We start from the raw sequence: 20,681 nt of genomic DNA, 5'->3' as shown, positions 1-20,681 counted from the left end.
TTAGACGCCCGCGGGCGGGGGTTGTGGCTGACGAGCATGTTGTGCGATCTGATCACGATCGTCTCCGGCCCCGCCGGCACGACCGTGACCTTCGCCGCCGTCCGCGAATGAACCTACGAGCGGGCCGCCGAGATCCAGGAGGCGTGCAGGTCGGCGTACACGCCGGGCTCCCCGACCAGCTCCGCGTGCGGCCCCCGCTGCACCAGGCGGCCGGCGTCGAAGACCAGGACCTCGTCGGCGTTCTCCGCCGTGGACAGCCGGTGCGCGATCGAGATGGCCGTCCTGCCCCGGGTGACGCCTTCCAGGGCGCGCGCCAGGCGTACCTCTGTGGCGGGATCCACCGCGGAGGTGGCCTCGTCGAGCAGGAGGAGGTCGGGGTCGGCGAGGTAGGCGCGGGCCAGGGCGACGAGCTGGCGCTCGCCCGCCGACAGTGACTCGCCGCGCTGGCCGACCGGCGTGTCGAGGCCGGCGGGCAGGCCCTCCAGCCAGTCGGTCAGGCCCAGCTCGGTCAGCGCCAGCTCGATCTCCTCGGTGGTGGCCGAGGGCTTGCCGTAGCGGATGTTCGCCTCCAGCGTCCCGTCGAACAGGAAACCGTCCTGCGGGACCATGACGATGCGTTCGCGCAGCGAGGAGAAGCGCACGTCGCGCAGGTCGTGGCCGTCCACGGTGACACGCCCCGCGCCGGGGTCCATGAGCCTGGTCAGGAGCTTGGCGAACGTCGTCTTGCCCGAGCCGGTCTCCCCGACCACGGCGACGCGGGAGCGGGGCGGGATCCTGAGGTCGACCTCGTACAGCACGGGCGCGCCGCCGGGGTAGGAGAAGTGCACGTTCTCGAAGGCGACGTCGATGGGGCCGCGGGGCAGCTCCACGCCCTTGTCACCGGGGTCGGCCACGTCGGGCGGGGTGTCGATGACGCCCAGGATGCGGCGCCAGCCGGCGATCGCGTTCTGGGCCTCGTTCAGCACCTCGGTGGCGGTCTGCAGCGGCGAGACGAACAGCGTCACCAGGAACAGGAACGCCACCAGCCGCCCCTGCGTGATCTCGCCCGACAACCCCAGCCGCACGCCGAGCAGCACGATGCCGGCGATGGCGACGGCGGCCACGATCTCGGTGAGCGGGAAGACGAAGCCGACGATGGTCTGCGCCCTGGTCTGGGCCTTCCTGTTGGCGTTCACGGCCTGGTCGATGCGCTCGGCGGTGCGGCGCTCGGAGGCGTAGGCCCTGATGACGGTGGCGCCGACGACGGACTCGCTGACCGCCGCCAGCATGTCGCCGGTGCGTTCGCGCACCGTCGTGTACGCCCGCGACAGCAGCCGCTGGAAACGCGGCAGGGCGATCATCAGCGGGACGAAGCAGGCCCAGACCAGCAGCGTGAGCTGCCAGGAGTAGACGAACATCAGCACGGTGGCCACGAAGAGCTGGCCGAACGCCACGATGATCATCAGCCCGCCCCACTGCATGAACGTGCTGATCTGGTCGATGTCGTTGGTGACACGGGAGACCAGGGCGCCGCGGCGTTCGGTGTTCTGGGTGAGCACGGACAGGTCGTGGACGTGACGGAAGCCGCGTACGCGCAGGGTGGCCAGGGAGGATTCGGTGGCCTTGTAGAGGCGGACGTTCATGACGTACCCGGCCAGGGCGGTGAGCACCACCGCGGCGGCGCAGATCAGGACGGCGCGGGTGATGTACGGGATGTCGGGCGTGCCGGTCTTGAGGCCCGTGTCGATCGTCTGCTGGACCGCCACCGGCACGATGACCTTGCCGAGGGTCGCGATCACGGCCAGCGCCAGCGTGCCCGCCAGGCCCTTGCGGAACTCGGGGGTGAGCGAGAGCCCCTGGCGGACGGTGGCCAGCGCGGAACGTTCCGAGTCGCTCTGGATGCTCTGCGCGGTCATGCGCTGACCTCTTCTTCCTCTATCGGCGGGATGTCGATGGCGGCCCGCTCGGCCTCCTCGCGCTCGTAGGCGGTCACCAGGTTCCGGTAGCCGACGCAGCGCCGGATCAGCTCATCGTGCGGCCCCCGGTCCACGACGCGGCCCCGGTCGAGGTAGACGACCTCGTCGGCCAGCGCGATCGTGGCCATCCGGTAGGCGACGACCACGACGGTGGACGCTTCCGCGGCGTCGCGCAGGCCGTACAGGATCTTGGCTTCGACCTGGGGGTCCACGCTGGAGGTGGCGTCGTCGAGGATGAGCAGGCGGGGGCGGCGCACGACCGCGCGGGCCAGCGCGAGGCGCTGGCGCTGGCCGCCGGACAGGGTGGCGCCGCGCTCGCCGATCCGGGTGTCGAGGCCGGCGGGCAGGCGGCCGACGAAACCGTCGGCCTGGGCCAGCCGCAGGGCGGCCCACACGTCATCGTCGGCACTGTCGTCGGCGCTGCCTGTGCTGCCTGTGCTGCCTGCGCTGTCGTCGGTGCTGTCGGTGCTGTCGGCGCCCAGCGCGACGTTGCCGCGTACGGTGTCGTCGAACAGGAACGTCTGCTGCGGCACCAGCGCCACCGAGCCTGCCACGCCGCCGTAGGGCAGCTCCCGCAGGTCCACGCCGTCGAGCAGCACCCGGCCCGAGCCGGGGTCGACCAGGCGGGCGAGAAGCTGGACCAGCGTGGACTTGCCCGACCCCGTGGGGCCGACGAGGGCGATCGTGCGCCCCGCGGGCACGTCGAAGGTGACGTCGTGCAGCACCTGGGCCTTGCCGTAGGCGTAGGAGAGGCCTGAGACCTCCAGCGCGGCCGGTTCCGTCGAGGTGGTGGCCGTGGCGCCGTACTCCATGGAGCCCGTCGCCTCCAGCACGGCCTGCACCCGCTGCCAGCCGACGACGCTGCGCGGCAGCTCGGCCAGCACCCAGCCGAGCGCCCTGATGGGGAAGGCCAGCAGCGTGAACAGGTAGGCCACCTGCACCAGCCCGCCCGCGTCGATCGCGCCCGCGGACAGGCGGACCGCGCCGACGGCCAGCACCGCGAGCACGCCGAGCGTGGGCAGCGCCTCCAGCATCGGGTCGAACAGCCCGCGCACGCGCCCGACGGCGATGTTGGCGTCGCGCAGTTCGTGGGCGCGCCGCTGGAACCGCTCGGTCTCCAGGTCCTCGCGGCCGAGCGTCTTGATGACGAGCGCGCCGTCGAAGCTCTCGTGCGCGATCTCGCTGACCTCGGCGCGCAGTTGCTGGGCGCGGGTGGCGAGCGGGCTGAGCCTGCGCTGGTAGATCAGGTTGAGCACGGCGATGGCCGGGAAGATGAGGAACCCCACGAGCGCGAGCACGAGATCGGTGAACACCATCGCGATCGCGGCGGTGAACAACATGACGATCACGCCCACGGCCATCGGCAGCGGCGCGAGCGGCGCCCAGGCGGCCTCGGCGTCGGCGCTGGCGTTCGACAGGAGCTGCCCGGTCGGGTGCCGGTGGTGCCACGACAGCGGCAGCCTCAGGTACTGCTTGGTCACGTCGCGGCGCGACCTGGCCTGCATGCGGTACTGCATGACGCCGGCCAGGATGCGCCGCCCGGCCACGCCGAGCGCCTTCAGCAGCGCCGTGCCCAGGATCAGCAGCGTGCCGGTCCAGAGCGCGCCCGCCGCGACGTCGCCATTGTTGAACGAGGGCAGCAGCACGTTCTGCGTCGCCCAGCCGAGTGCCCAGGCGGAGGCGACGGTCATGCCGCCGTACACCGCGCTGGCCAGGACGGCCAGCGTGAACACCGCCTTCTCGGTACGGATGGCCACCCCAAGGACGCGGAGCCCTTGACGCATCACGGCCGAGGTGACCTTGCTCGCCACTCGGGGGATTCCTCTCAGATCTGACGTATATCCGTATGTCAGTATCACGTCTGATCACTCCGTTATTCCCGGCGGTAGGGTTGGGCCCGTGACTCACGCTCGTGGCGAACGCTCCGCGCTCTGCGACCTGCTCGACCGCCTCGGCCCGGACGAGCCCACCCTCTGCACGGGCTGGACCACCTCCGACCTGGCCGCCCACCTCGTGGTGCGCGAGCGCAGACCCGACGCGATGGCCGGCATCGCGCTCAAGCCCCTGGCCGGCTACACCGCCTCCGTACAGAACCGCCTCAAGGCCCGGCACTCGTGGCCCGAGCTGGTCGGCCTGGCCCGCGAGCCCGGCGGCGTCTACCGCCTGCTGCCCGCCCTCGACGAGGCCGTCAACACGCTCGAATACTTCGTGCACCACGAGGACGTGCGCCGCGCCCAGCCCGAGTGGGAGCCCCGCGAGCTGCCCCCCGACCTCGAGCAGCTCATCTGGAAGCGGGTCTCGAGCGGCGCCCGCCTGATGCTGCGCCGCTCGCCCGTGGGCGTGGTGCTGCACCGGCTCGGCGGCGGCGTCGTGCTCGGCGGCCCCAAGGGGAGCTCACGGGTGGAGGTCACCGGCCGGGCGGCCGAACTGCTGATGTTCTGCTTCGGGCGGCAGGCCCACGCCAGGGTGGAGCTCACCGGCGAACCCCAGGCCGTCGCCGCGCTGCGCGAGGCCACTCTGGGCGTCTGACCTTCCATCTTGCCCAGTACGGAAATCCCGGCGCGGTAGGCGCTCGCGCGCAAACTCAACCCCGTACCATGGCATAGGAAAGAAGCCCCCCGGTTAGGATCATGTACATCTTCACAGAAGATGCCTAGTGATCGCCCAGATCCGGGTATATACGGCTGGGAATGGACTGCAGGAGGCCCCCCATGCAGGTCAAGAAGGTGATCACGTACGTGGCTGTTGCGTTCGTGGTCTTCTACCTGTTCACCCGGCCGGCCCAAGCCGCCGCCGCGGTCAACGGTGTGTTCGACGGAATTCTTCAGGGAGCCAATCAGTTGGCCGTGTTCTTCTCGAGTGTTCTGACCTGACGGATGGTTCTGTCTGCGTCAGGTGCTTCCCCGCGCTGCCAGATCGTGTTACGCAGGCAGGATGAGAGATCGCCCTAGCGGCACCAAGATCAATCAGCTCGACCCCAATGCGCGGCGCATCCTCGAGCGAACTGAGCTCGAGGGCATCGAGCTGATCCGTTTTCTGTACGCCGACCACGGTGGCGTCATTCGTGGCAAGGCGGCATCCCGGTCGCGGCTGGCCGAACGGCTCAGCACGGGCATCGGGCACACGGTGGCCATGATGGCGATGAACATGCTCGACCAGCTCCAGGACGTCGAGCACATGGGTCCGGTGGGCGAAGTACGCATCGTTCCCGACCCCGCCACCTACGTGCCGCTGCCCCACGCACCCGGCGCCGCCGCCATGCTGTCGGACCTGTGCCTGCCCGACGGCACCCCATGGGAGGCGTGCCCGCGCACCTTCCTCAAGGACGCGATCAGCGAGCTCAAGACCGAGGGTTACGCGCTCGTGGCCGCGTTCGAGCCGGAGTTCACGCTCGGCCGGCGGCTGCCCCACCCGTCCGGAGGCCCCGACCGGCTGGTGCCGCTCGACGACTCGCTCTGCTATGCGGGCACGGGCTTCGACACCGCCCACGACTACACGATCAGGCTCATCCGCGCCCTGGAGACGCAGGGCCTGCGCGTCGAGCACTACCACCCCGAACTCGGCCCGGGCCAGCAGGAGCTGTCCGTACGCCACGCGCCCGCCCTGCGCGCCGCCGACAACCACGTCATCTACCGCGAGACCGTGCGCGGCGTGGCCATGCGCATGCAGATGTGGGCCTCACTGGCCCCCAAACCGCTGGCCGACCAGGCCGGCAACGGCGCCCACCTGCACCTGTCGCTGTGGAACGACACGCAGAACGTCTTCGCCGAGGAGAGCGAGGTGCGCGACGGCTTCATCGGCGGCCTGCTCGCGCACCTGCCCGCCCTCACGGCGCTGACCTGCGGCAGCGTCAACAGCTTCCGCCGTCTGACGCCCCGCACGTGGGCCGGCGCGTACGCCGTGTACGGCCCCGACAACCGCGAGGCCGCCATCCGCGTCTGCTCCCCGCTGGGCGAGAGCGGCGAGCCGAACCTGGAGCTGAAACCCTCCGACTCCTCGGCCAACCCCTACCTGTCGCTCGGCGCCGTCATCCACGCGGGACTCGACGGCATCCGGCGCAAGCTCGACCCGGGCGAGGCGGTGGACGTGGACCCGGACACCCGGCCGGGCCGCTATCCCCGCCTGCCGGCCTCACTGGGCGAGGCGCTCGACGCGCTGGAGGCGGACGAGGTGCTCATGGAGGCGCTCGGGCCGCTGCGGCGCAGCGCCTATCTGGCCGTCAAGCGGTCCGAGGCGGCCGCGTTCGCCGCCAAGGACACCTCCTACGAGCTCTTCCACCACCTGCGCGTGTTCTGACTCCTCAGCTTCCGGCTCCTCGGCTTCTTACTCCTCAGCGGACCGGGTGACCCGCCATCCGGAGCGTGTCCTTCACGTCGGAGATCTTCAGCGTGCCGAAGTGGAACACGCTGGCCGCCAGCACGGCGTCGGCGCCCGCCGCGACCGCCGGCGGGAAGTCCTCCAACCGGCCCGCACCGCCGCTGGCGATCACCGGCACGCGCACGGCCACCCGGACCGCGCGCAACATCTCCAGGTCGTAGCCGTCGAGCGTGCCGTCGCCGTCCATCGAGTTGAGCAGGATCTCGCCCACGCCCAGCTCTTCGCCGCGAGCGGCCCACTCCACCGCGTCGATCCCGGTGCCGCGCCGGCCGCCGTGCGTGGTCACCTCGAACCCGCTCGGCGTGCCCGGCGCCCGCCGGGCGTCCACCGACAGCACGATGCACTGCGCGCCGAACCGCCTGGACGCCTCGGTGAGCAACTCGGGCCTGGCGATGGCGGCGGTGTTGAGTGACACCTTGTCGGCTCCCGCGCGCAACAACCGGTCCACGTCCTCGACCGCGCGCACCCCGCCTCCGACGGTGAGCGGGATGAACACCTGCTCGGCGGTCCTGCGCACCACGTCGAGCATGGTCTCGCGCTCGCCGGAGGACGCCGTGATGTCGAGAAAGGTCAGCTCGTCCGCGCCCTCCTGGTCATAGCGCCTGGCCAGCTCGACGGGATCGCCCGCGTCGCGCAGGTTCTCGAAGTTGACGCCCTTGACCACACGCCCGGCGTCCACGTCGAGACAGGGGATCACTCTTACCGCCACGGTCATGTTCGCAGTGCCTCGATTTCGATCTCGACCAGCATTCTCGGGTCGACCAGCCCGGCCACCCGGACCCCGGTGCAGGCGGGGCGTACTTTGCAGAAGACCTCGTGAATGGCCCGCCCGACGGGGTCGAAGTGGCGCTGCTCGACCACATAGTAGCGGACCATGACGACGTCCTCCCTGGTCAGGCCGCCCATCAGGACCGCCTCCAGCGCGATGTCGATCGCCGTCAGGCTCTGCCCGTAGGCGTCGCCGACGTGGCGTACTTCTCCGTCGACCGTGGCCGTGCAACCGGACACGATCACCCGCTCGCCCGCCACGACGGCACGGGCGTAGCCGTACCTCTCCTCCCAGATGCCGCCCGAAAACACCCGATAGCCGGTGCTTTCCATACCGATGCTGCTGACGCTCATCTCGCCCCCTCCCGGCAAGAGCTACACGCGTACCGCGGACAGCGCTTTATCCAGCGTGAACGCGTGAGCGTAGAGGGCCCTGCCCACGATGACGCCCTCCACTCCGATCGGAACGAGAGAAGCGAGAGATACCAGGTCATCGAGGCTGGAAACGCCGCCACTGGCCACCACCGGCTTGTCGGTACGGGCGCAGATCTGGCGGTAGAGGTCGAGATTCGGGCCCTGCAACATGCCGTCCTTGGTCACGTCGGTGACCACGTAGCGGGGGCAGCCGTCGGACTCGAGGCGGTCGAGCACCTCCCACAGGTCGCCGCCCTCCTCGGTCCAGCCGCGGGCGGCCAGCGTGGTGCCGCGCACGTCGAGGCCGACCGCGATCCTGTCGCCGTGCTCGGCGATGATCTTCCGGCACCACTCGGGATTCTCCAGCGCGGCGGTGCCGATGTTGACCCGGCGGCAGCCGGTGGCCAGCGCGGCGGCCAGCGACTCGTCGTCGCGGATGCCGCCGGACAGCTCCACGTTCACGTCCACCCTGCCGATCATCTCGGCGATCAGGTCCCGGTTGCTCCCCCGGCCGAACGCGGCGTCCAGGTCGACGACATGGATCCACTCGGCTCCCGCCTCCTGCCAGGCCAGCGCGGCGGCCAGGGGCTCGCCGTAACCGGTCTCGGTGCCGGCCTCGCCCTGCACCAGGCGTACGGCCTGGCCGTCGGCGACATCCACGGCGGGCAACAGTACGAGCGACATTCAGATCCTCCGGTCGAAAGCCAAGGTCACGACGACGGGTACGAGCAGCAGGGAGAAGACGAGAACGGCGAAGCTGATCGGGAAGGAGCCCCAGACCAGCCAGGCGACCACCTGGACGATCACGAACCCGAGCGCCGCCACCGCGTTCTGGGCGCGGTGGCGGCGGGCGAGCAGGCCGCCCTGGCGGTAGAAGCGCACCGGGCGCGGGACGAGACGGCTCAGCAGGGCTCGGCGGCGGGCCCGGCGGGCCTGCCGCCGCTCGTTGGCCCGCATCGCGCGGGCCCGCTCGGCCTCCCGCTCCGCCCTCCGCCGCGCCCGCTCCTTACTCATAACGTGCTCAATACATGCTCAAACGCGCTCATGGGGTCCTCACAGCGTGCTCTCACAGCGTGCTCTCACAGCGTGTCCTCACAACGTGGCGAGCCAGTTGCGCAGCAGCGTGGCGCCGGCGTCGCCGGACTTCTCCGGGTGGAACTGGGTGGCCATGAGCGGGCCGTTCTCCACGGCGGCCACGAACGGCACCCCGTGCTCGGCCCAGGTGACGATCGGCTCCGCGAAGCCCTCTCCGGTGCGCAGCACCCACTCGCGCACGCCGTAGGAGTGCACGAAGTAGAAGCGGGTGGCCGCGTCGAGCCCCGCGAGCAACACGCTGTCCTCGGGCGCCTTGACCGTGTTCCACCCCATGTGGGGCAGCACGGGCGCCTCCAGCCGCTCGACCGTGCCCGGCCACTCGCCGCAGCCCTCGCTCTCCACGCCGTGCTCGACGCCCCTGGCGAACAGGATCTGCATGCCGACGCAGATGCCCAGCACCGGACGCCCGCCGGCCAGCCGCCGCCCGACGATCTGGTCGCCGCGGACGGCCTTGAGCCCCTTCATGCACGCCTCGAACGCGCCGACGCCCGGCACCACGAGCCCGTCGCACTCCAGCGCCGCCTCGAAGTCGGGCGTCACGCTCACCTCGGCGCCCGCCCTGGTCAGGGCCCGCTCGGCCGAGCGCAGGTTCCCCGACCCGTAGTCGAGCACCACCACGTTCTTCTTGCTCACCACCACAGCACCCCCGCCGTGATCGCCATCGCCGCGCCGAGCGCGCAGATGGCCGCACCGATCTTGAGCCCCTGCTTGGCCAGCGAGAACACCCCGCCCACCAGGAACAACCCGATGAACACCATGACTCCGGCGAGCAGGTTGTCCGTCATAGGACGCCCTTGGTGCTCGGCACGCCGGTGGCGCGCGGGTCGAGCTCGGACGCCTCGCGCAGCGCCCTGGCCAGCGCCTTGAACTGGGACTCCACGATGTGGTGGGCGTTGCGGCCGTAGGGGACGTGCACGTGCAGGCAGATCGCCGCCTGCGCGACGAACGACTCCAGGATGTGCCGGGTCATCGTCGTGTCGTACTCGGGGCCGATCATCGGCGCCATGCCCTCGGGCTCGGAGTGCACCAGGTAGGGGCGGCCGGACAGGTCGACGGTGACCTGCGCGAGCGACTCGTCCAGCGGGCACGACGCACTACCGAACCGCCTGATGCCCGACTTGTCGCCCAACGCCTCGCGGAACGCGGCGCCCAGCGCGAGCGCGGTGTCCTCGATCGTGTGGTGCGAGTCGATGTGCAGGTCGCCCTCGGTCTTGACGGTCAGGTCGAACAACCCGTGCTTGCCGAGCTGGGCCAGCATGTGGTCGTAGAAGCCGACACCGGTCGCCACCTCCACCCGGCCGGTGCCGTCGAGGCCGACCTCCACCAGGACCGAGGTCTCCTTCGTGACACGCTCGACGCGACCTACGCGGCTCACAGGACTCCTTCCAGGGCGGCGCGGAAGGCCGCCATCTCCTCGCCCGTGCCGATCGACACACGCAGCCATTCAGGCGGGCCCACCTCGCGGATGAGCACCCCGCGCTCCAGCATCCCCTGCCATACCCGCCGCCGGTCGGGGAACCGCCCGAACAGCACGAAGTTGGCGTCGGAATCGGCCACGGCCAGGCCCTTGGAGCGCAGCCACGCCACCGTCCCGTCCCGCTCGCGCCGTAGCGCGTCCACCGTGCCGAGCAGCTCCTCGCGGTGCCGCAGCGCCACGAGCGCCGCCGTCTGGGTGAGCGTGGACAGGTGGTAGGGAAGCCGCACCAGCAGCAGCGCCTGCACCACGGCCGGGTGCGCGGCCAGATAGCCCAGCCGGGTGCCGGCCATCGCGAACGCCTTGGACATCGTCCTGGAGACGATCAGCCTCGGGTGCGCCGGCAGCAGGGTCAGCGCCGACGGCGTGCCCTCCCGGGCGAACTCGGCGTAGGCCTCGTCCACCACGACGATGCCGGGCGCCGCCGCGAGGACCGCCTCGATCGTGTCCAGCGGCTGCGCAGTGCCGGTCGGGTTGTTCGGTGAGGTGAGGAAGACGATGTCGGGACGGTGCTCCTCGATCGCGGCGACGGCCTTGTCGGGGTCGAGCGAGAAGTCCTCCTCGCGACTGGCCTTGATCCACTCGGTGCTGGTGCCGCTGGTGATGATCGGGTGCATCGAATAGGACGGCTCGAAGCCCATGGCGTTGCGGCCGTGGCCGCCGAACGCCTGCAGGATCTGCTGGAGCACCTCGTTGGAGCCGTTGGCGGCCCACACCTGCTCGGTCGTCAGGCCGTGACCCAGATAGCCGGCCAGGCCGGCGCGCAGGGCCACCGCGTCCCTGTCGGGGTAGCGGTTGAGCTCGCCCGCCCGCTCCCCGATGGCCCGGGCCAGGTCGGCGACCAGCTCGGGAGAGGGAGGGTAGGGGTTCTCGTTGGTGTTGAGCCGGACCGGGACGTCGATCTGGGGCGCGCCGTACGGCGTCTTGCCCCTCAGGTCGTCGCGGATCGGCAGGTCGTCGAGGTTCACTCGGTCTCCGTGGGCACTCGCCAGTCGAAACGGGCGCGGATCGCGGCACCGTGTGCGGGCAGGTCTTCGGCGTCGGCCAGGACCGACACATGGGCCGCCGCGCCCGCGAGCGCCTCGCGGGTGTAGTCGACGACGTGGATGCCGCGCAGGAACGACTGCACGGACAGGCCGCTGGAGTGGCAGGCGCAGCCGCCCGTGGGCAGCACGTGGTTGGAGCCGGCGAGGTAGTCGCCGAGCGAGACCGGCGCGTAGGCGCCGACGAAGACCGCCCCCGCGTTGCGCACCCGCGCCGCGACGGCCGCCGCGTCGGCGGTGTGGATCTCCAGGTGCTCGGCGGCGTAGGCGTCGACGACCTTGAGACCGTCGTCGATCGAGCTCACCAGCACGATGCCCGACTGCACGCCGCTCAGCGCCTCGGTGATGCGCTCGGAGTGCTTGGTCGCCGACACCTGCCCAGGCAGCTCCTTTTCGACCGCCTCGGCCAGCTCGGGGCTGGTGGTGACCAGCACGGCGGCGGCGATCGTGTCGTGCTCGGCCTGGCTGATCAGGTCGGCGGCGACGTGGACCGGGTCGGCCGTCTCGTCGGCCAGGATGGCGATCTCGGTCGGGCCCGCCTCGGAGTCGATGCCGATGCGCCCCTTGAGCAGCCGCTTGGCCGCCACCACCCAGATGTTGCCGGGCCCGGTCACCATGGTGGCCGGCGGGCACTCCTCGGTGCCGTAGGCGAACATGGCCACCGCCTGCGCCCCGCCCACCGAGTAGACCTCGTCCACGCCGAGCAGTGCGCACGCGGCCAGGATCGTGGGGTGCGGCAGACCGCCGAACGCCTTCTGCGCCGGGCTGGTCACGGCCAGCGAGCTCACGCCGGCCTCCTGGGCCGGGACGACGTTCATCACGACGCTGGAGGGATAGACCGCGCGTCCGCCGGGCACGTAGAGGCCCACGCGCTCGACCGGCAGCCACCGCTCGGTCACGGTGCCGCCGGGCACGACCTGCGTGGTGACGTCGGCGCGCCGCTGGTCGCGGTGGACCAGCCTGGTCCGCCTGATCGACTCCTCCAGCGCGGCCCTGACCCTCGGGTCGAGCTCGGCCAGCGCCCTTTCCAGGGCCTCGGCGGGCACGCGGGCGGAGGCGATCTCGACACCGTCGAACCTGGCGGTCAGCTCCCGTACGGCTGCCGCCCCCCGATGATGCACGTCCTCGCAGATGGGCCGCACCTTCTCCAGGGCGGCCTCGACGTCGAGTTCGGCGCGGGGCAGCACGTCGCGCAGGTTCTCCGGCAGGGAACCTCGCATGTCGATACGGGAAATCACCCTGACAGTCTACGGATTCCGACGGCCGGATCCCGCTCTGTCCACACTCCGGAATGTCTCGGAACACCGAACGGCCGCGGGGCGGCGCTCGCCGACGCACGCCCCGCGGCCGAACTCACCCCGGACCGGGCCTGCCGGGGCGGGGCCGTGGCCGTCACGGGGGCACGGCCACGGCGGGGAAAAGCCAGGCCATCTCCTCTGCCCCAGACCGGAGCCCCGCTAACCTCGTCACACCAAGAAAAACTTAGCGTAGCCAGAAGCTGACTTTACGTCGTTTTCGCCGAGGGCGCCCGTCGTCCTGCGGCATCTCGCGGGCCACAGGAGCGCCTGCGCCGGACGCGTGAGCACGTTCACATTACGTGTCCATTATGTCCGGTGATTTACCCTTGCCACATGGGACAGTGGCACGGGCCGGACGGCATCCTCGTCGAGGCGATCATCTTGGATGATCGTCCGCTGCTGCGCGTCTCCCACCGGGTCAACGGTCATATGTACCTGCGCGGCTACTGCGCCACCGTGGACGAACTCGGCCGGCACGGCGTGGATCTGGGCGAACTGGTCGAAGACCCGGCGCTTGACCATCTGTAGACCGCCGGCCGCCACTGTCGATCAACCGGACGGGGTACGGCATGCACCATGGTGCGGCTGCCGGCCTACGCGCCGATGCTGGCCCAGCTCGGCACCCTGACCTCCGTACAGGGCCCGGACTGGGCCGTGGAGATGAAATGGGACGGTGTGCGCGCCCTCGCCTACGTCGAGGACGGAGCCGTCCGCCTGATGTCGCGCAACACCAAGGACATCACCCCCGCCTACCCGGAACTGCAGCTCATGGCCGGCGCCACCGGCCGGCGCGCGGCCGTCATCGACGGGGAGGTGGTGGCCTTCGACCAGACAGGACGGCCCAGCTTCGAGGCGCTGCAACCCCGGATGCACCAGCGCAACCCGGCGGCCGTGGCCGAACTGGCCAGGACGGTGCCGGTGACGTTCATGGCGTTCGACCTCCTGCACCTCGACGACGACAGCGTCATCTCACGGCCGTACACCGAGCGGCGCGAACTCCTGGAGGGCACGCTCACGCCCGGCTTCCGGTGGGAGGTGCCCGTCTGGTTCGCCGACCACGCCGAGCGGGCGTTCGACTCCTCGCGGCAGCTCGGGCTCGAAGGGGTCGTGTGCAAGCGGATGAGCTCGCCGTACCGGCCGGGGCGGCGCAGCGGCGAATGGACGAAGATCAAGAACGTGCGCGCCGTCGAGGTCGTGGTCGGCGGGTGGAAGCCGGGCGGCGGGCGGCGTTCCGGGATGATCGGGTCGCTGCTGATCGGCGCGTACGACCCGGCCGGGCGGCTGCGGTACGTCGGGCACGTCGGCACCGGGTTCACCGAGGCCACGCTGCGCGACCTGCGAGACCGGCTGACCCCCCTGGAACGCCCCGATTCGCCGTTCGGCGACGCGGTGCCGCGCGAGCACGCCCGCGACGCGCACTGGGTGGAGCCCCGGGTCGTGGGCGAGGTGCAGTACGCCGAGGTCACCGGCGACGGGCGGCTGCGGCATCCCTCCTGGCGAGGGCTGCGGCCCGACCGCGAGCCCGGCGAGGCCACCACGGCCGAGATCCTGCCAGACGGGCGGCAGGACGGGCGGCAGGACGGCGCGGCGGCGGGATGACCGCGACACGCCGACCCTGACTACACTTCGCCCTCTTATGGTGACTTACAGTGATCGAGAGGTTTGTCTAGCCGCTCGGGGGACATTGTGCAGAGAACTCTCGTCACCACGCTGGCCACGCTGGCCGGTGTCACCTTCGCACCGCCCGCGACGGCCGACCAGCCACCCGCGGCCCCCGCGGCACCCGTGGCGCCGATCGTGCGGAGCCTGTCCTGGGGGGCCGAGGCGTCGCCGGTGATGCGGCCGGGACGGGCCGTGCGTTATTGGAAGCCGGGCAAGCAGGCCAAGGCCAAGGCCGCCGAACTGCCCCTGAGCGCGCCGCGCGCGATCGAGGGCACGGCGGCCGGGCGGTTCAGCGTGCCCTCGGCCAAGCGGATCACCCCCGGCGGGGACACCAACGGGTACGCGCGCGTACCCAGGCCCTACACCGGAGCGGCCTACAGCCGCATCACCGGCCGGCTGTTCTTCGTCAACGCCGCCGGGAACGGCGACTCCTGCAGCGCCTCCGTCGTACGCTCCGCGGCCAGGCTGCTCATCGTCACCGCCGCCCACTGCGTCTACGGCGTCCCCCAGGGCTCGGCGACCGGACGGTGGCACACCAGCTTCGCGTTCGTGCCCGCCTACGACGGACGGGCCGCCGATGCGAAGCAGCGCGAACCGTACGGGCGGTGGGGCGGCCGGCGGGCGTGGAAGCCCGACGGGTACACCGGGGTGAGCGGCGGCGACTGGAACTCGATCTACGACATCGCCCTCATCGAGGTCGGCAAGCACAACCGCACCCTCCAGGAGGCCGTCGGCGCCTTCACCCCGATGCTCAACCAGGGCGGCAAGCACACCGTCGTCACCACCGGCTACCCGGGACTGCTCGGCAGGGAGCCGTACGACGGCAGCGACCAGCTCTGGTGCCTGGGCAGGACCAGGCCGGCGGAGGGCGTCTCCCGCACCCAGACCATGCTCGCCGCCCGCACCGCGGAGCCGGCGGCGAAGGGAGGGCGGATGGCGACGTACAACTGCCACCTGTTCAAGGGGCACAGCGGCGGGCCGTGGTTCGTCAAGGGCACCGGCGACCTGGTGGGCGTGCTGTCGGCGGGCAAGGAGGACGGCGAGGCCGAGGGCAACTCCGTCGCCAACGCGCTCAGCCTCGAAGGCTACGGGGCGATCGTCAAGCAGGCCGACCCGCGCGGCGTGTACGACGCGCTGTCCGTCAAGCTGTCCGGGCCCGCCCGGCCGGTCAGGCGTGGCGGCTCCGCCACCGTCACGGCCACCGTCACCATGCGCGGCCTGATGGCCGCCACCCAGGTGCCCGTCACGCTCGACCTGCCGTCCGGCGCGAGCCTGGCCTCGGTCAACGGGGCCACGTGCCAGGCCGCGGAGCGCAAGGCCGCCTGCACGATCGGCACCGTCCACCCCGGCACGCCGGTCCGGCTCACGGCGCGGCTGAACGTGGCCGCGAACGCCGCGCGGCGGCTGCCGATCACGGCGCGCGTCACCTCCACCCGCCTGGACCCGACGCAGCGCGACAACACCAACGTCCTGCGCCTCCTGACCCGCGGCTAGCCCTCCTCCCGCGAAGGTCTCCTCCCGCGAAGGTCTCCTCGCGCGAAGGTCTCCTCGCGCGAAGGTCTCTTCCGAGGGGGCGGGCGGCGGGGATCTCTCGCGAGCCGGTCAGGCGGGCACGGGGGCCGGATCTTTGAGGGTGCGGGCCAGCAGCCAGGCCAGGACCGGGAAGACGATCAGGCAGGCCAGCGCCATTCTGAGCGACGACGCCTCCGCCACCGCGCCCACCAGCGGGCTGGCCAGGCCGCCCACGCTCACCGCCAGCCCGAGGGTGACGCCGCCGGCCGTGCCCACCCGGGTCGGCAGGAAGTCCTGGCCGAGGGTGACGTGCAGGGAGAAGGGCGCGTACAGGGCGATCGAGGAGGCGGCGATGAACACGTACGCGGCGGGGCCGGGCACCAGCACCACGCCGGCGACCGCGGGGAAGGCCAGCGCGTACGCCAGGCGCATCGTGCGCACCCGGCCCCAGCGCGTCGCCAGCCTGCCGCCCAGCACAGTGCCCACCGCCCCACCGGCGAACAACACGAACAGCGCCACGGCTCCGGCCGCCCCGCCACCCATGTAGAGGGCCACGAAGGCGCTGAGGCCGACGTACACGACGGAACGGAAGACGATCACCAGCGTCAGCCTGGTGAACGACGGCCAGTCGTCCCTGCCCGAGACCGGCTCGGCGGCCCGAGCCGCCTGCCCGCCCCCGCTCAGCGCCCTGATCGCCGGCAGCGTCACCACCGCGCCCAGCACGGCAGGCAGCACGAGGAGCGGCGAGGCCCCCAGCCCCCAGCCCGACAGCAGCGGCGTCACCAGCACGGGGGCCGAGGCGAAGCCCAGCGTTCCGCCCAGGGAGAACCAGCTCATCCGCACGTGGCTGCCCTCGCTGGCGATCCTCGCCAGGCGCGCGGCCTCCGGATGGTAGGCGGCCACGCCCAGGCCGGACAGGGCGACGGCCAGCCAGGTCAGCACGTACGAGTCCGCCAGGCCACCCGCCGCGACCCCCACCCCGGAAAGGATCATGCTCAGCGGGATCAGCCAGGGCATGCGCCATTTGTCCGTCAACACACCGAACAGCGGCTGCACGATCGACGACAGGAGCGTGGCGGCCAGCACGATGCCGGAGACGGCGACGTACCCGTAGCCGCGTCCTGCCACCAGGAAGGGCACGAGAGCGGGGACCGCGCCCTGGTAGAAGTCCACGGTGGCGTGGCCGGCGGCGAGCATGGGGATCCTGTTCACGCCTCCGATCCTTTCCCGATGACCGGGTGGCCCGCTTCCGATAAAATGCCAATTTATGACGGGAATCCGCCATCTGTCCGAAGCGCCCACCGGCCGACGCCCCCTCGCGCCGGGCGGAGGCATCGACGCGCACCGGCACGATACCCACCAGATCGTGTACGCCTGCCGCGGCGTCCTGTCCGTCACCACCGACGCCGGCTCCTGGGTGGCCCCGGCCAGCCGGGCGATCTGGGTGCCGGCGGGAACCGTCCACGAGCACCGGGCGTACGGGAACACCGACCTGCGGCTGGTGGGCCTCACGGACAACCCGCTCGCACTGGACCGGCCCGCGGTGCTGGCGGTGGGGCCGCTGCTCCGCGAACTGATCGTCGCCTACACCGACTCCGCCGGCAGCCCGCCGTCCGGGGGCGGGGAGCGGGAGCGGCTGCTGGGGGTGCTGCTCGACCAGCTCAGAGGGGCGCCCAAGCAGCCGCTGCACCTGCCCACGCCCCAGGACCCCCGGCTGGCCGCCGTCTGCGCCGCGCTGCACCGCGATCCCGCCGACAACAGCACGCTGGCCAGGCTGGCCGCTCGGGCCGGCACCAGCGACCGCACGCTCGCTCGCCTGTGCCGGGCGGAGCTGGGCATGAGCTTTCCCCAGTGGCGCACGCAACTCCGGCTGCACCACGCACTGCTGCTGCTCGCCGACGGTGTGCCCGTGACCGCCGTGGCCCATCGGTGCGGGTGGGCCACGGCGAGTGCGTTCATCGACGTGTTCCGGCGGGCGTTCGGGTACACCCCGGGCCGGGCCTTTACATTGTAGATTCGCTACAATCGAACGTTGTGAGCAAATCGAAAGGCAAGGGCGGCACCCCGGCCACCATGGCGCTGACCCAGGCGAAGGCGGAGTTCACGCTGCATCCGTACGAGCATGACGCCTCCGCCCAGGCCTACGGCGAGGAGGCGGCGGACGCGCTCGGCGTGCCGTACGAACGGATCTTCAAGACGCTGGTCGCCGAGGTCGAGGGCGGGCTGGCGGTGGCGGTCGTGCCGGTGGCGGGCAAGCTCGATCTCAAGGCGCTGGCGGGCGCCCTCAACAGCAAGCGGGCGGCGATGGCCGAGGCCGCGAAGGTGGAGCGGGTTACCGGCTATGTCGTCGGCGGCATCAGCCCGCTGGGGCAGCGCAAGCAACTCCCGACCGTGGTCGACTCCTCGGCGCTCGACTTCGAGACGATCTACTTCTCGGCCGGGAAGCGCGGCCTCCAGATCGAGACCGCGCCCGACAACCTCATCACGCTCACCAGGGCCGTCACCGCCCCCATCGGCAAGGCCGGCTGAGCCTGCGGCGCGGAGGCCGCTCCCATGGCCCGCCCCCGGGAGTTCCGGAGGCCGCTCTCATGGACTGCCTGGGCGGTCCGGAGGTTGCCGATTGAGCGAATGGCCGGATGAACCGGGGGTCGGCCAGTCGAACGGCCGGTCGGGCTGCTGCCCGGACCCCGGTCGTCCAAAGGGCCGCTCAAGTTGCCCGATGAGCCGCTCAGGCTGGCCGACGGGGCGATCGGGACGGCTGAAAGGGCGGGGCTGCTCGCGTTCCGGCTGTTCAAGAGTCTCCTCGCCCCGCGGCTGTTCCTGCTCCCACCCGGAACGCCGCACCTCCACCGATCCCGCGTCCGGGAACTGCTCCAGCAGCCAATCGAACAGCCGCCGATGCCGCCGCACGAAGGGATGATCGCCGCGCCCGCGCCGCTCCTCCTCCGCGAGCGCCTTCTCCAGCCCCGGCGTATGCCCGCCACCGAAACGCGACATGTCCGGCCCTGGGAACCCGCGCGGCTCCGTACGCCGCAACGCCGGCCCCATCGACTCCACCCAGATCGGTCCCGGCAGCGACGCCCCCTGCACAGAGCCGTAGTACTGGTCCCCGATCTGCACCCCCTGCAGCGGGAACCGATACGACCCCCGGATGTCCCCCACGCTGACCGCCGCCGCCAGGTCGGGCGTGTAGCCGGCGAACCACGCGGAGGTGTAGCCGTTGTTGGTGCCCGTCTTGCCCGCCGCGGGCCGGTCGATGCTCTGCCCCTGCATGGTGCCCTTGTCGAAGACGCCCTTGAGCACGTGGTTGACCGCGTCCGCGATCGGCCGTTCGATGACCTGGTCGCACGCGGGCGGCACGTGCGTACGCCGCCCGTCCCTGCCGGTGATCTCCATGATGGCCAGCGGCCGGCAGTACAGCCCCCTGGCCGCGAACGTCGCGAACGATGCCGCCACCGTCACCGGGTCCATCTCGTTGATCCCCAGCGTGAACGTCGGCACCTCCCGCAGCGGCCTGCCGTCCGCCCTGACCACGCCGAGCGCCCTGGCCGTGCGGACCACGTTGCAGAGGCCGACCTTGCGCTCCAGCATCATGTAGAAGATGTTCACCGACTTCCAGGTGCCCGTCTCGATGCTGTGCGGTCCTCCGGCGCCCTCGCCGCTGGCGTTGAGCACGCGGGCGTTCGGGTCGTTGACGGAGTTGCCGGCGCAGTCACGGTAGCCCTGCGACGGCGACATCGCCCCCGGCGTCTGGAAGCCGTCGCCGAAACGCCAGCCCTGCTGCAGCGCGGTGGCCAGGGTGAACACCTTGAACGTCGAACCTGCCTGGAAGCCCTGTCCGCCGCCGTGGGCGACGTCGGCGGGCAGGTTGAAGGTGGTCTTGGAGCCGTTCTTGCGGTTGCCGGGGTTGCGGCCGAAGCGTTTGCTGGCCGCCATCGCCTTGATCCGTCCGGTAGCCGGCTCCACCATGGCCTCGGCGGCCACCTCGGTGTCCTCGGGTGAAACGTGTTTCTGGATGGCCTCGTCGGCGGCGCGCTGCGCAATGGGGTCGAGGCTGGTCCTGATCACCAGGCCGCCCCTGGCCATCCTGGCCTGCCGTTCGCGAGCGGTGTTGCCGAAGACGGGGTTCGAGAGGAGCTCCTGCTTCACGTACAGGCAGTAGAACGGGTACTCGCTCTGCTCGCACCCGCCGGGCTCCGGCCGCAACAGGATGTCCAGCGGCGCGGCCTTGGCGCGCGCCGCCTCCTGCTGGCTGATCTGCTTGAGCCCGGCCATGCGGTCGAGCACGAGATCGCGCCGCATCTTCAGCCGCGAGCGGTGCTCCGGGCCGAGCGAAGGGTCGGTCGAGTACGGCATGCGCACCGCCCCCGCCAGCGTGGCCGCCTGGTTCAGGTTCAGCCGGGAGGCCGAGGTGGAGAAGAAGCGCCTGGCCGCCGCCTCCACGCCGTGCGCTCCGGCGCCGAAGTAGGCGATGTTCAGGTAGCGCTCCAGGATCTCGTCCTTGCGGTACTTCCGCTCCAGCGCCAGCGCGTACCGTAGCTCGGTGATCTTGCGGGCCAGGTTCGGCGCGCGGGCCCGGTCGCGCTCGGCGTCGCTGCGCGCGCTCTCCACCAGGATGTTCTTGACGAGCTGCTGGGTCAGGGACGAGCCGCCCTGCCGGATGCCGCCCGCCTGGGTGTTGGTGAGCAGCGCCCGGAGCGTGCCCTTGACGTCGAGGCCGCCGTGCTCGTAGAAGCGGGCGTCCTCGATCGCCACGATGGCCTTGCGCATCATCGGCGCGACCGCGCCGAGCCGGACGGCCGTCCTGTTGGCCTCGTAGAACTGGGCGAACTGACGGCCATCCTTGTCCAGCAGCCTGGTCACCTGCGCGAGCGGCTCCTCGCGCGGGGCGGGCGGCAGGTCCACGAACGTGTTCGCGACGCTCATCGCGGCGAGGCCGCCCCCGCTCACCACGGGCGCGGCCAGTGCGGCCGCCAGCACTCCTCCGAGTGCCCCCGCCAGTCCGAGCGTCCCGACGGATCTGAGTACGGTCACGTCAGATGATCTGCGACGTCCAGATCAGTGGCAAACGCCCGATTCCAAC

At 71.3% G+C, this 20,681-nt stretch carries 21 protein-coding genes; 8 read left to right on the top strand and 13 right to left on the bottom strand.

Translation table 11 applies throughout. The features are described from left to right. Nucleotides 1-113: 113 nt before the first annotated feature. On the bottom strand, nt 114-1,895 hold the full coding sequence (locus ACFPZ3_RS44055) for an ABC transporter ATP-binding protein (RefSeq protein ID WP_379520346.1): 1,782 nt from the start codon (nt 1,893-1,895) through the stop codon (nt 114-116). Next, complete coding sequence (locus ACFPZ3_RS44050) at nt 1,892-3,739, bottom strand: ABC transporter ATP-binding protein (RefSeq protein ID WP_379520396.1); 1,848 nt, start codon at nt 3,737-3,739, stop codon at nt 1,892-1,894. The genes ACFPZ3_RS44055 and ACFPZ3_RS44050 overlap by 4 nt, the downstream gene beginning before the upstream one ends. A gap of 115 nt (nt 3,740-3,854) precedes the next feature. On the opposite strand from ACFPZ3_RS44050, the gene ACFPZ3_RS44045 reads away from it, so the two are divergent. The 3 genes from ACFPZ3_RS44045 (at nt 3,855) to ACFPZ3_RS44035 (ending at nt 6,251) form a co-directional block, all read left to right on the top strand. After that, on the top strand, nt 3,855-4,484 hold the full coding sequence (locus ACFPZ3_RS44045) for a TIGR03085 family metal-binding protein (protein ID WP_379520345.1): 630 nt from the start codon (nt 3,855-3,857) through the stop codon (nt 4,482-4,484). Nucleotides 4,485-4,666: 182 nt separating this feature from the next. Then, nucleotides 4,667-4,828: a hypothetical protein gene (locus ACFPZ3_RS44040; RefSeq protein ID WP_168019289.1), complete on the top strand. Its 162-nt coding sequence runs from the start codon at nt 4,667-4,669 to the stop codon at nt 4,826-4,828. A 61-nt stretch (nt 4,829-4,889) separates the two neighbouring features. Then, a complete protein-coding gene (locus ACFPZ3_RS44035; RefSeq protein ID WP_379520344.1) occupies nt 4,890-6,251 on the top strand; it encodes a glutamine synthetase family protein in 1,362 nt (453 codons plus the stop codon). A 34-nt stretch (nt 6,252-6,285) separates the two neighbouring features. On the opposite strand, the gene hisF is transcribed toward ACFPZ3_RS44035, so the two are convergent. The 9 genes from hisF to hisD all read right to left on the bottom strand — a co-directional run bounded on the left by hisF (nt 6,286) and on the right by hisD (nt 12,364). Then, entirely contained in the window at nt 6,286-7,047 is a 762-nt protein-coding gene (gene hisF, locus ACFPZ3_RS44030; RefSeq protein ID WP_379520343.1) for an imidazole glycerol phosphate synthase subunit HisF, read from the bottom strand. Then, the gene (locus ACFPZ3_RS44025) at nt 7,044-7,454 is read right to left on the bottom strand and encodes a Rid family hydrolase (RefSeq protein WP_379520342.1); all 411 of its coding nucleotides are present in this window, start codon (nt 7,452-7,454) and stop codon (nt 7,044-7,046) included. Before ACFPZ3_RS44025 ends, hisF begins: the two co-directional genes overlap by 4 nt. A gap of 21 nt (nt 7,455-7,475) precedes the next feature. Beyond that, complete coding sequence (priA, locus tag ACFPZ3_RS44020; RefSeq protein WP_379520341.1) at nt 7,476-8,198, bottom strand: bifunctional 1-(5-phosphoribosyl)-5-((5-phosphoribosylamino)methylideneamino)imidazole-4-carboxamide isomerase/phosphoribosylanthranilate isomerase PriA; 723 nt, start codon at nt 8,196-8,198, stop codon at nt 7,476-7,478. Next, nucleotides 8,199-8,528 (bottom strand): hypothetical protein, encoded by a 330-nt coding sequence (locus ACFPZ3_RS44015; RefSeq protein WP_379520340.1) that lies wholly within the window; start codon nt 8,526-8,528, stop codon nt 8,199-8,201. Nucleotides 8,529-8,606: 78 nt separating this feature from the next. Next, complete coding sequence (hisH, locus tag ACFPZ3_RS44010; protein ID WP_379520339.1) at nt 8,607-9,245, bottom strand: imidazole glycerol phosphate synthase subunit HisH; 639 nt, start codon at nt 9,243-9,245, stop codon at nt 8,607-8,609. Next, nucleotides 9,239-9,394: a hypothetical protein gene (locus ACFPZ3_RS44005; protein ID WP_379520338.1), complete on the bottom strand. Its 156-nt coding sequence runs from the start codon at nt 9,392-9,394 to the stop codon at nt 9,239-9,241. The genes hisH and ACFPZ3_RS44005 overlap by 7 nt, the downstream gene beginning before the upstream one ends. Continuing rightward, nucleotides 9,391-9,984, bottom strand: a complete 594-nt coding sequence (gene hisB, locus ACFPZ3_RS44000; protein ID WP_106244651.1) for an imidazoleglycerol-phosphate dehydratase HisB — start codon at nt 9,982-9,984, stop codon at nt 9,391-9,393. Before hisB ends, ACFPZ3_RS44005 begins: the two co-directional genes overlap by 4 nt. Next, a complete protein-coding gene (locus ACFPZ3_RS43995; RefSeq protein ID WP_379520337.1) occupies nt 9,981-11,051 on the bottom strand; it encodes a histidinol-phosphate transaminase in 1,071 nt (356 codons plus the stop codon). The genes hisB and ACFPZ3_RS43995 overlap by 4 nt, the downstream gene beginning before the upstream one ends. Further along, nucleotides 11,048-12,364 (bottom strand): histidinol dehydrogenase, encoded by a 1,317-nt coding sequence (gene hisD / locus ACFPZ3_RS43990; protein ID WP_379520336.1) that lies wholly within the window; start codon nt 12,362-12,364, stop codon nt 11,048-11,050. The genes ACFPZ3_RS43995 and hisD overlap by 4 nt, the downstream gene beginning before the upstream one ends. Nucleotides 12,365-12,757: 393 nt before the next feature. Here hisD and ACFPZ3_RS43985 point away from each other — a divergent pair, with 393 nt between their 5' ends. The 3 genes from ACFPZ3_RS43985 to ACFPZ3_RS43975 all read left to right on the top strand — a co-directional run bounded on the left by ACFPZ3_RS43985 (nt 12,758) and on the right by ACFPZ3_RS43975 (nt 15,580). Then, nucleotides 12,758-12,952, top strand: a complete 195-nt coding sequence (locus ACFPZ3_RS43985) for a hypothetical protein (RefSeq protein ID WP_379520335.1) — start codon at nt 12,758-12,760, stop codon at nt 12,950-12,952. Nucleotides 12,953-13,000: 48 nt separating this feature from the next. Next, on the top strand, nt 13,001-14,023 hold the full coding sequence (gene ligD, locus ACFPZ3_RS43980) for a non-homologous end-joining DNA ligase (protein WP_379520334.1): 1,023 nt from the start codon (nt 13,001-13,003) through the stop codon (nt 14,021-14,023). 87 nt (nt 14,024-14,110) lie between these two features. Further along, on the top strand, nt 14,111-15,580 hold the full coding sequence (locus ACFPZ3_RS43975; protein WP_379520333.1) for a trypsin-like peptidase domain-containing protein: 1,470 nt from the start codon (nt 14,111-14,113) through the stop codon (nt 15,578-15,580). Nucleotides 15,581-15,688: 108 nt separating this feature from the next. Here ACFPZ3_RS43975 and ACFPZ3_RS43970 read toward each other — a convergent pair whose 3' ends face one another. Further along, nucleotides 15,689-16,810, bottom strand: coding sequence for an MFS transporter (locus tag ACFPZ3_RS43970; protein WP_379520332.1), 1,122 nt, complete (start codon nt 16,808-16,810; stop codon nt 15,689-15,691). Between the two features lie 55 nt (nt 16,811-16,865). Here ACFPZ3_RS43970 and ACFPZ3_RS43965 point away from each other — a divergent pair, with 55 nt between their 5' ends. Together ACFPZ3_RS43965 and ybaK are read left to right on the top strand one after the other, a co-directional pair. Next, nucleotides 16,866-17,612: an AraC family transcriptional regulator gene (locus ACFPZ3_RS43965; protein ID WP_379520331.1), complete on the top strand. Its 747-nt coding sequence runs from the start codon at nt 16,866-16,868 to the stop codon at nt 17,610-17,612. 59 nt (nt 17,613-17,671) lie between these two features. Further along, nucleotides 17,672-18,127: a Cys-tRNA(Pro) deacylase gene (gene ybaK / locus ACFPZ3_RS43960; RefSeq protein WP_379520395.1), complete on the top strand. Its 456-nt coding sequence runs from the start codon at nt 17,672-17,674 to the stop codon at nt 18,125-18,127. Nucleotides 18,128-18,184: 57 nt separating this feature from the next. Here ybaK and ACFPZ3_RS43955 read toward each other — a convergent pair whose 3' ends face one another. After that, nucleotides 18,185-20,632, bottom strand: a complete 2,448-nt coding sequence (locus ACFPZ3_RS43955) for a transglycosylase domain-containing protein (RefSeq protein WP_379520330.1) — start codon at nt 20,630-20,632, stop codon at nt 18,185-18,187. Nucleotides 20,633-20,681: the final 49 nt, after the last annotated feature.

This window comes from Nonomuraea insulae (genome assembly GCF_042656245.1).
This window is presented reverse-complemented; position numbering and strand designations above follow the sequence as displayed.

Coding starts and splice junctions, on each gene's coding strand:
- ACFPZ3_RS44015 (WP_379520340.1), bottom strand. CDS start 8,528: ATGAGTAAGGAGCGGGCGCGGCGGAGGGCGGAGCGGGAGGCCGAGCGG.
- ACFPZ3_RS43965 (WP_379520331.1), top strand. CDS start 16,866: ATGACGGGAATCCGCCATCTGTCCGAAGCGCCCACCGGCCGACGCCCC.
- ACFPZ3_RS44025 (WP_379520342.1), bottom strand. CDS start 7,454: ATGAGCGTCAGCAGCATCGGTATGGAAAGCACCGGCTATCGGGTGTTT.
- ACFPZ3_RS43985 (WP_379520335.1), top strand. CDS start 12,758: ATGGGACAGTGGCACGGGCCGGACGGCATCCTCGTCGAGGCGATCATC.
- ACFPZ3_RS44005 (WP_379520338.1), bottom strand. CDS start 9,394: ATGACGGACAACCTGCTCGCCGGAGTCATGGTGTTCATCGGGTTGTTC.
- ACFPZ3_RS44035 (WP_379520344.1), top strand. CDS start 4,890: ATGAGAGATCGCCCTAGCGGCACCAAGATCAATCAGCTCGACCCCAAT.
- ACFPZ3_RS44055 (WP_379520346.1), bottom strand. CDS start 1,895: ATGACCGCGCAGAGCATCCAGAGCGACTCGGAACGTTCCGCGCTGGCC.
- ybaK (WP_379520395.1), top strand. CDS start 17,672: ATGGCGCTGACCCAGGCGAAGGCGGAGTTCACGCTGCATCCGTACGAG.
- ACFPZ3_RS44040 (WP_168019289.1), top strand. CDS start 4,667: ATGCAGGTCAAGAAGGTGATCACGTACGTGGCTGTTGCGTTCGTGGTC.
- hisF (WP_379520343.1), bottom strand. CDS start 7,047: ATGACCGTGGCGGTAAGAGTGATCCCCTGTCTCGACGTGGACGCCGGG.
- priA (WP_379520341.1), bottom strand. CDS start 8,198: ATGTCGCTCGTACTGTTGCCCGCCGTGGATGTCGCCGACGGCCAGGCC.
- ACFPZ3_RS44050 (WP_379520396.1), bottom strand. CDS start 3,739: ATGCGTCAAGGGCTCCGCGTCCTTGGGGTGGCCATCCGTACCGAGAAG.
- ligD (WP_379520334.1), top strand. CDS start 13,001: ATGGTGCGGCTGCCGGCCTACGCGCCGATGCTGGCCCAGCTCGGCACC.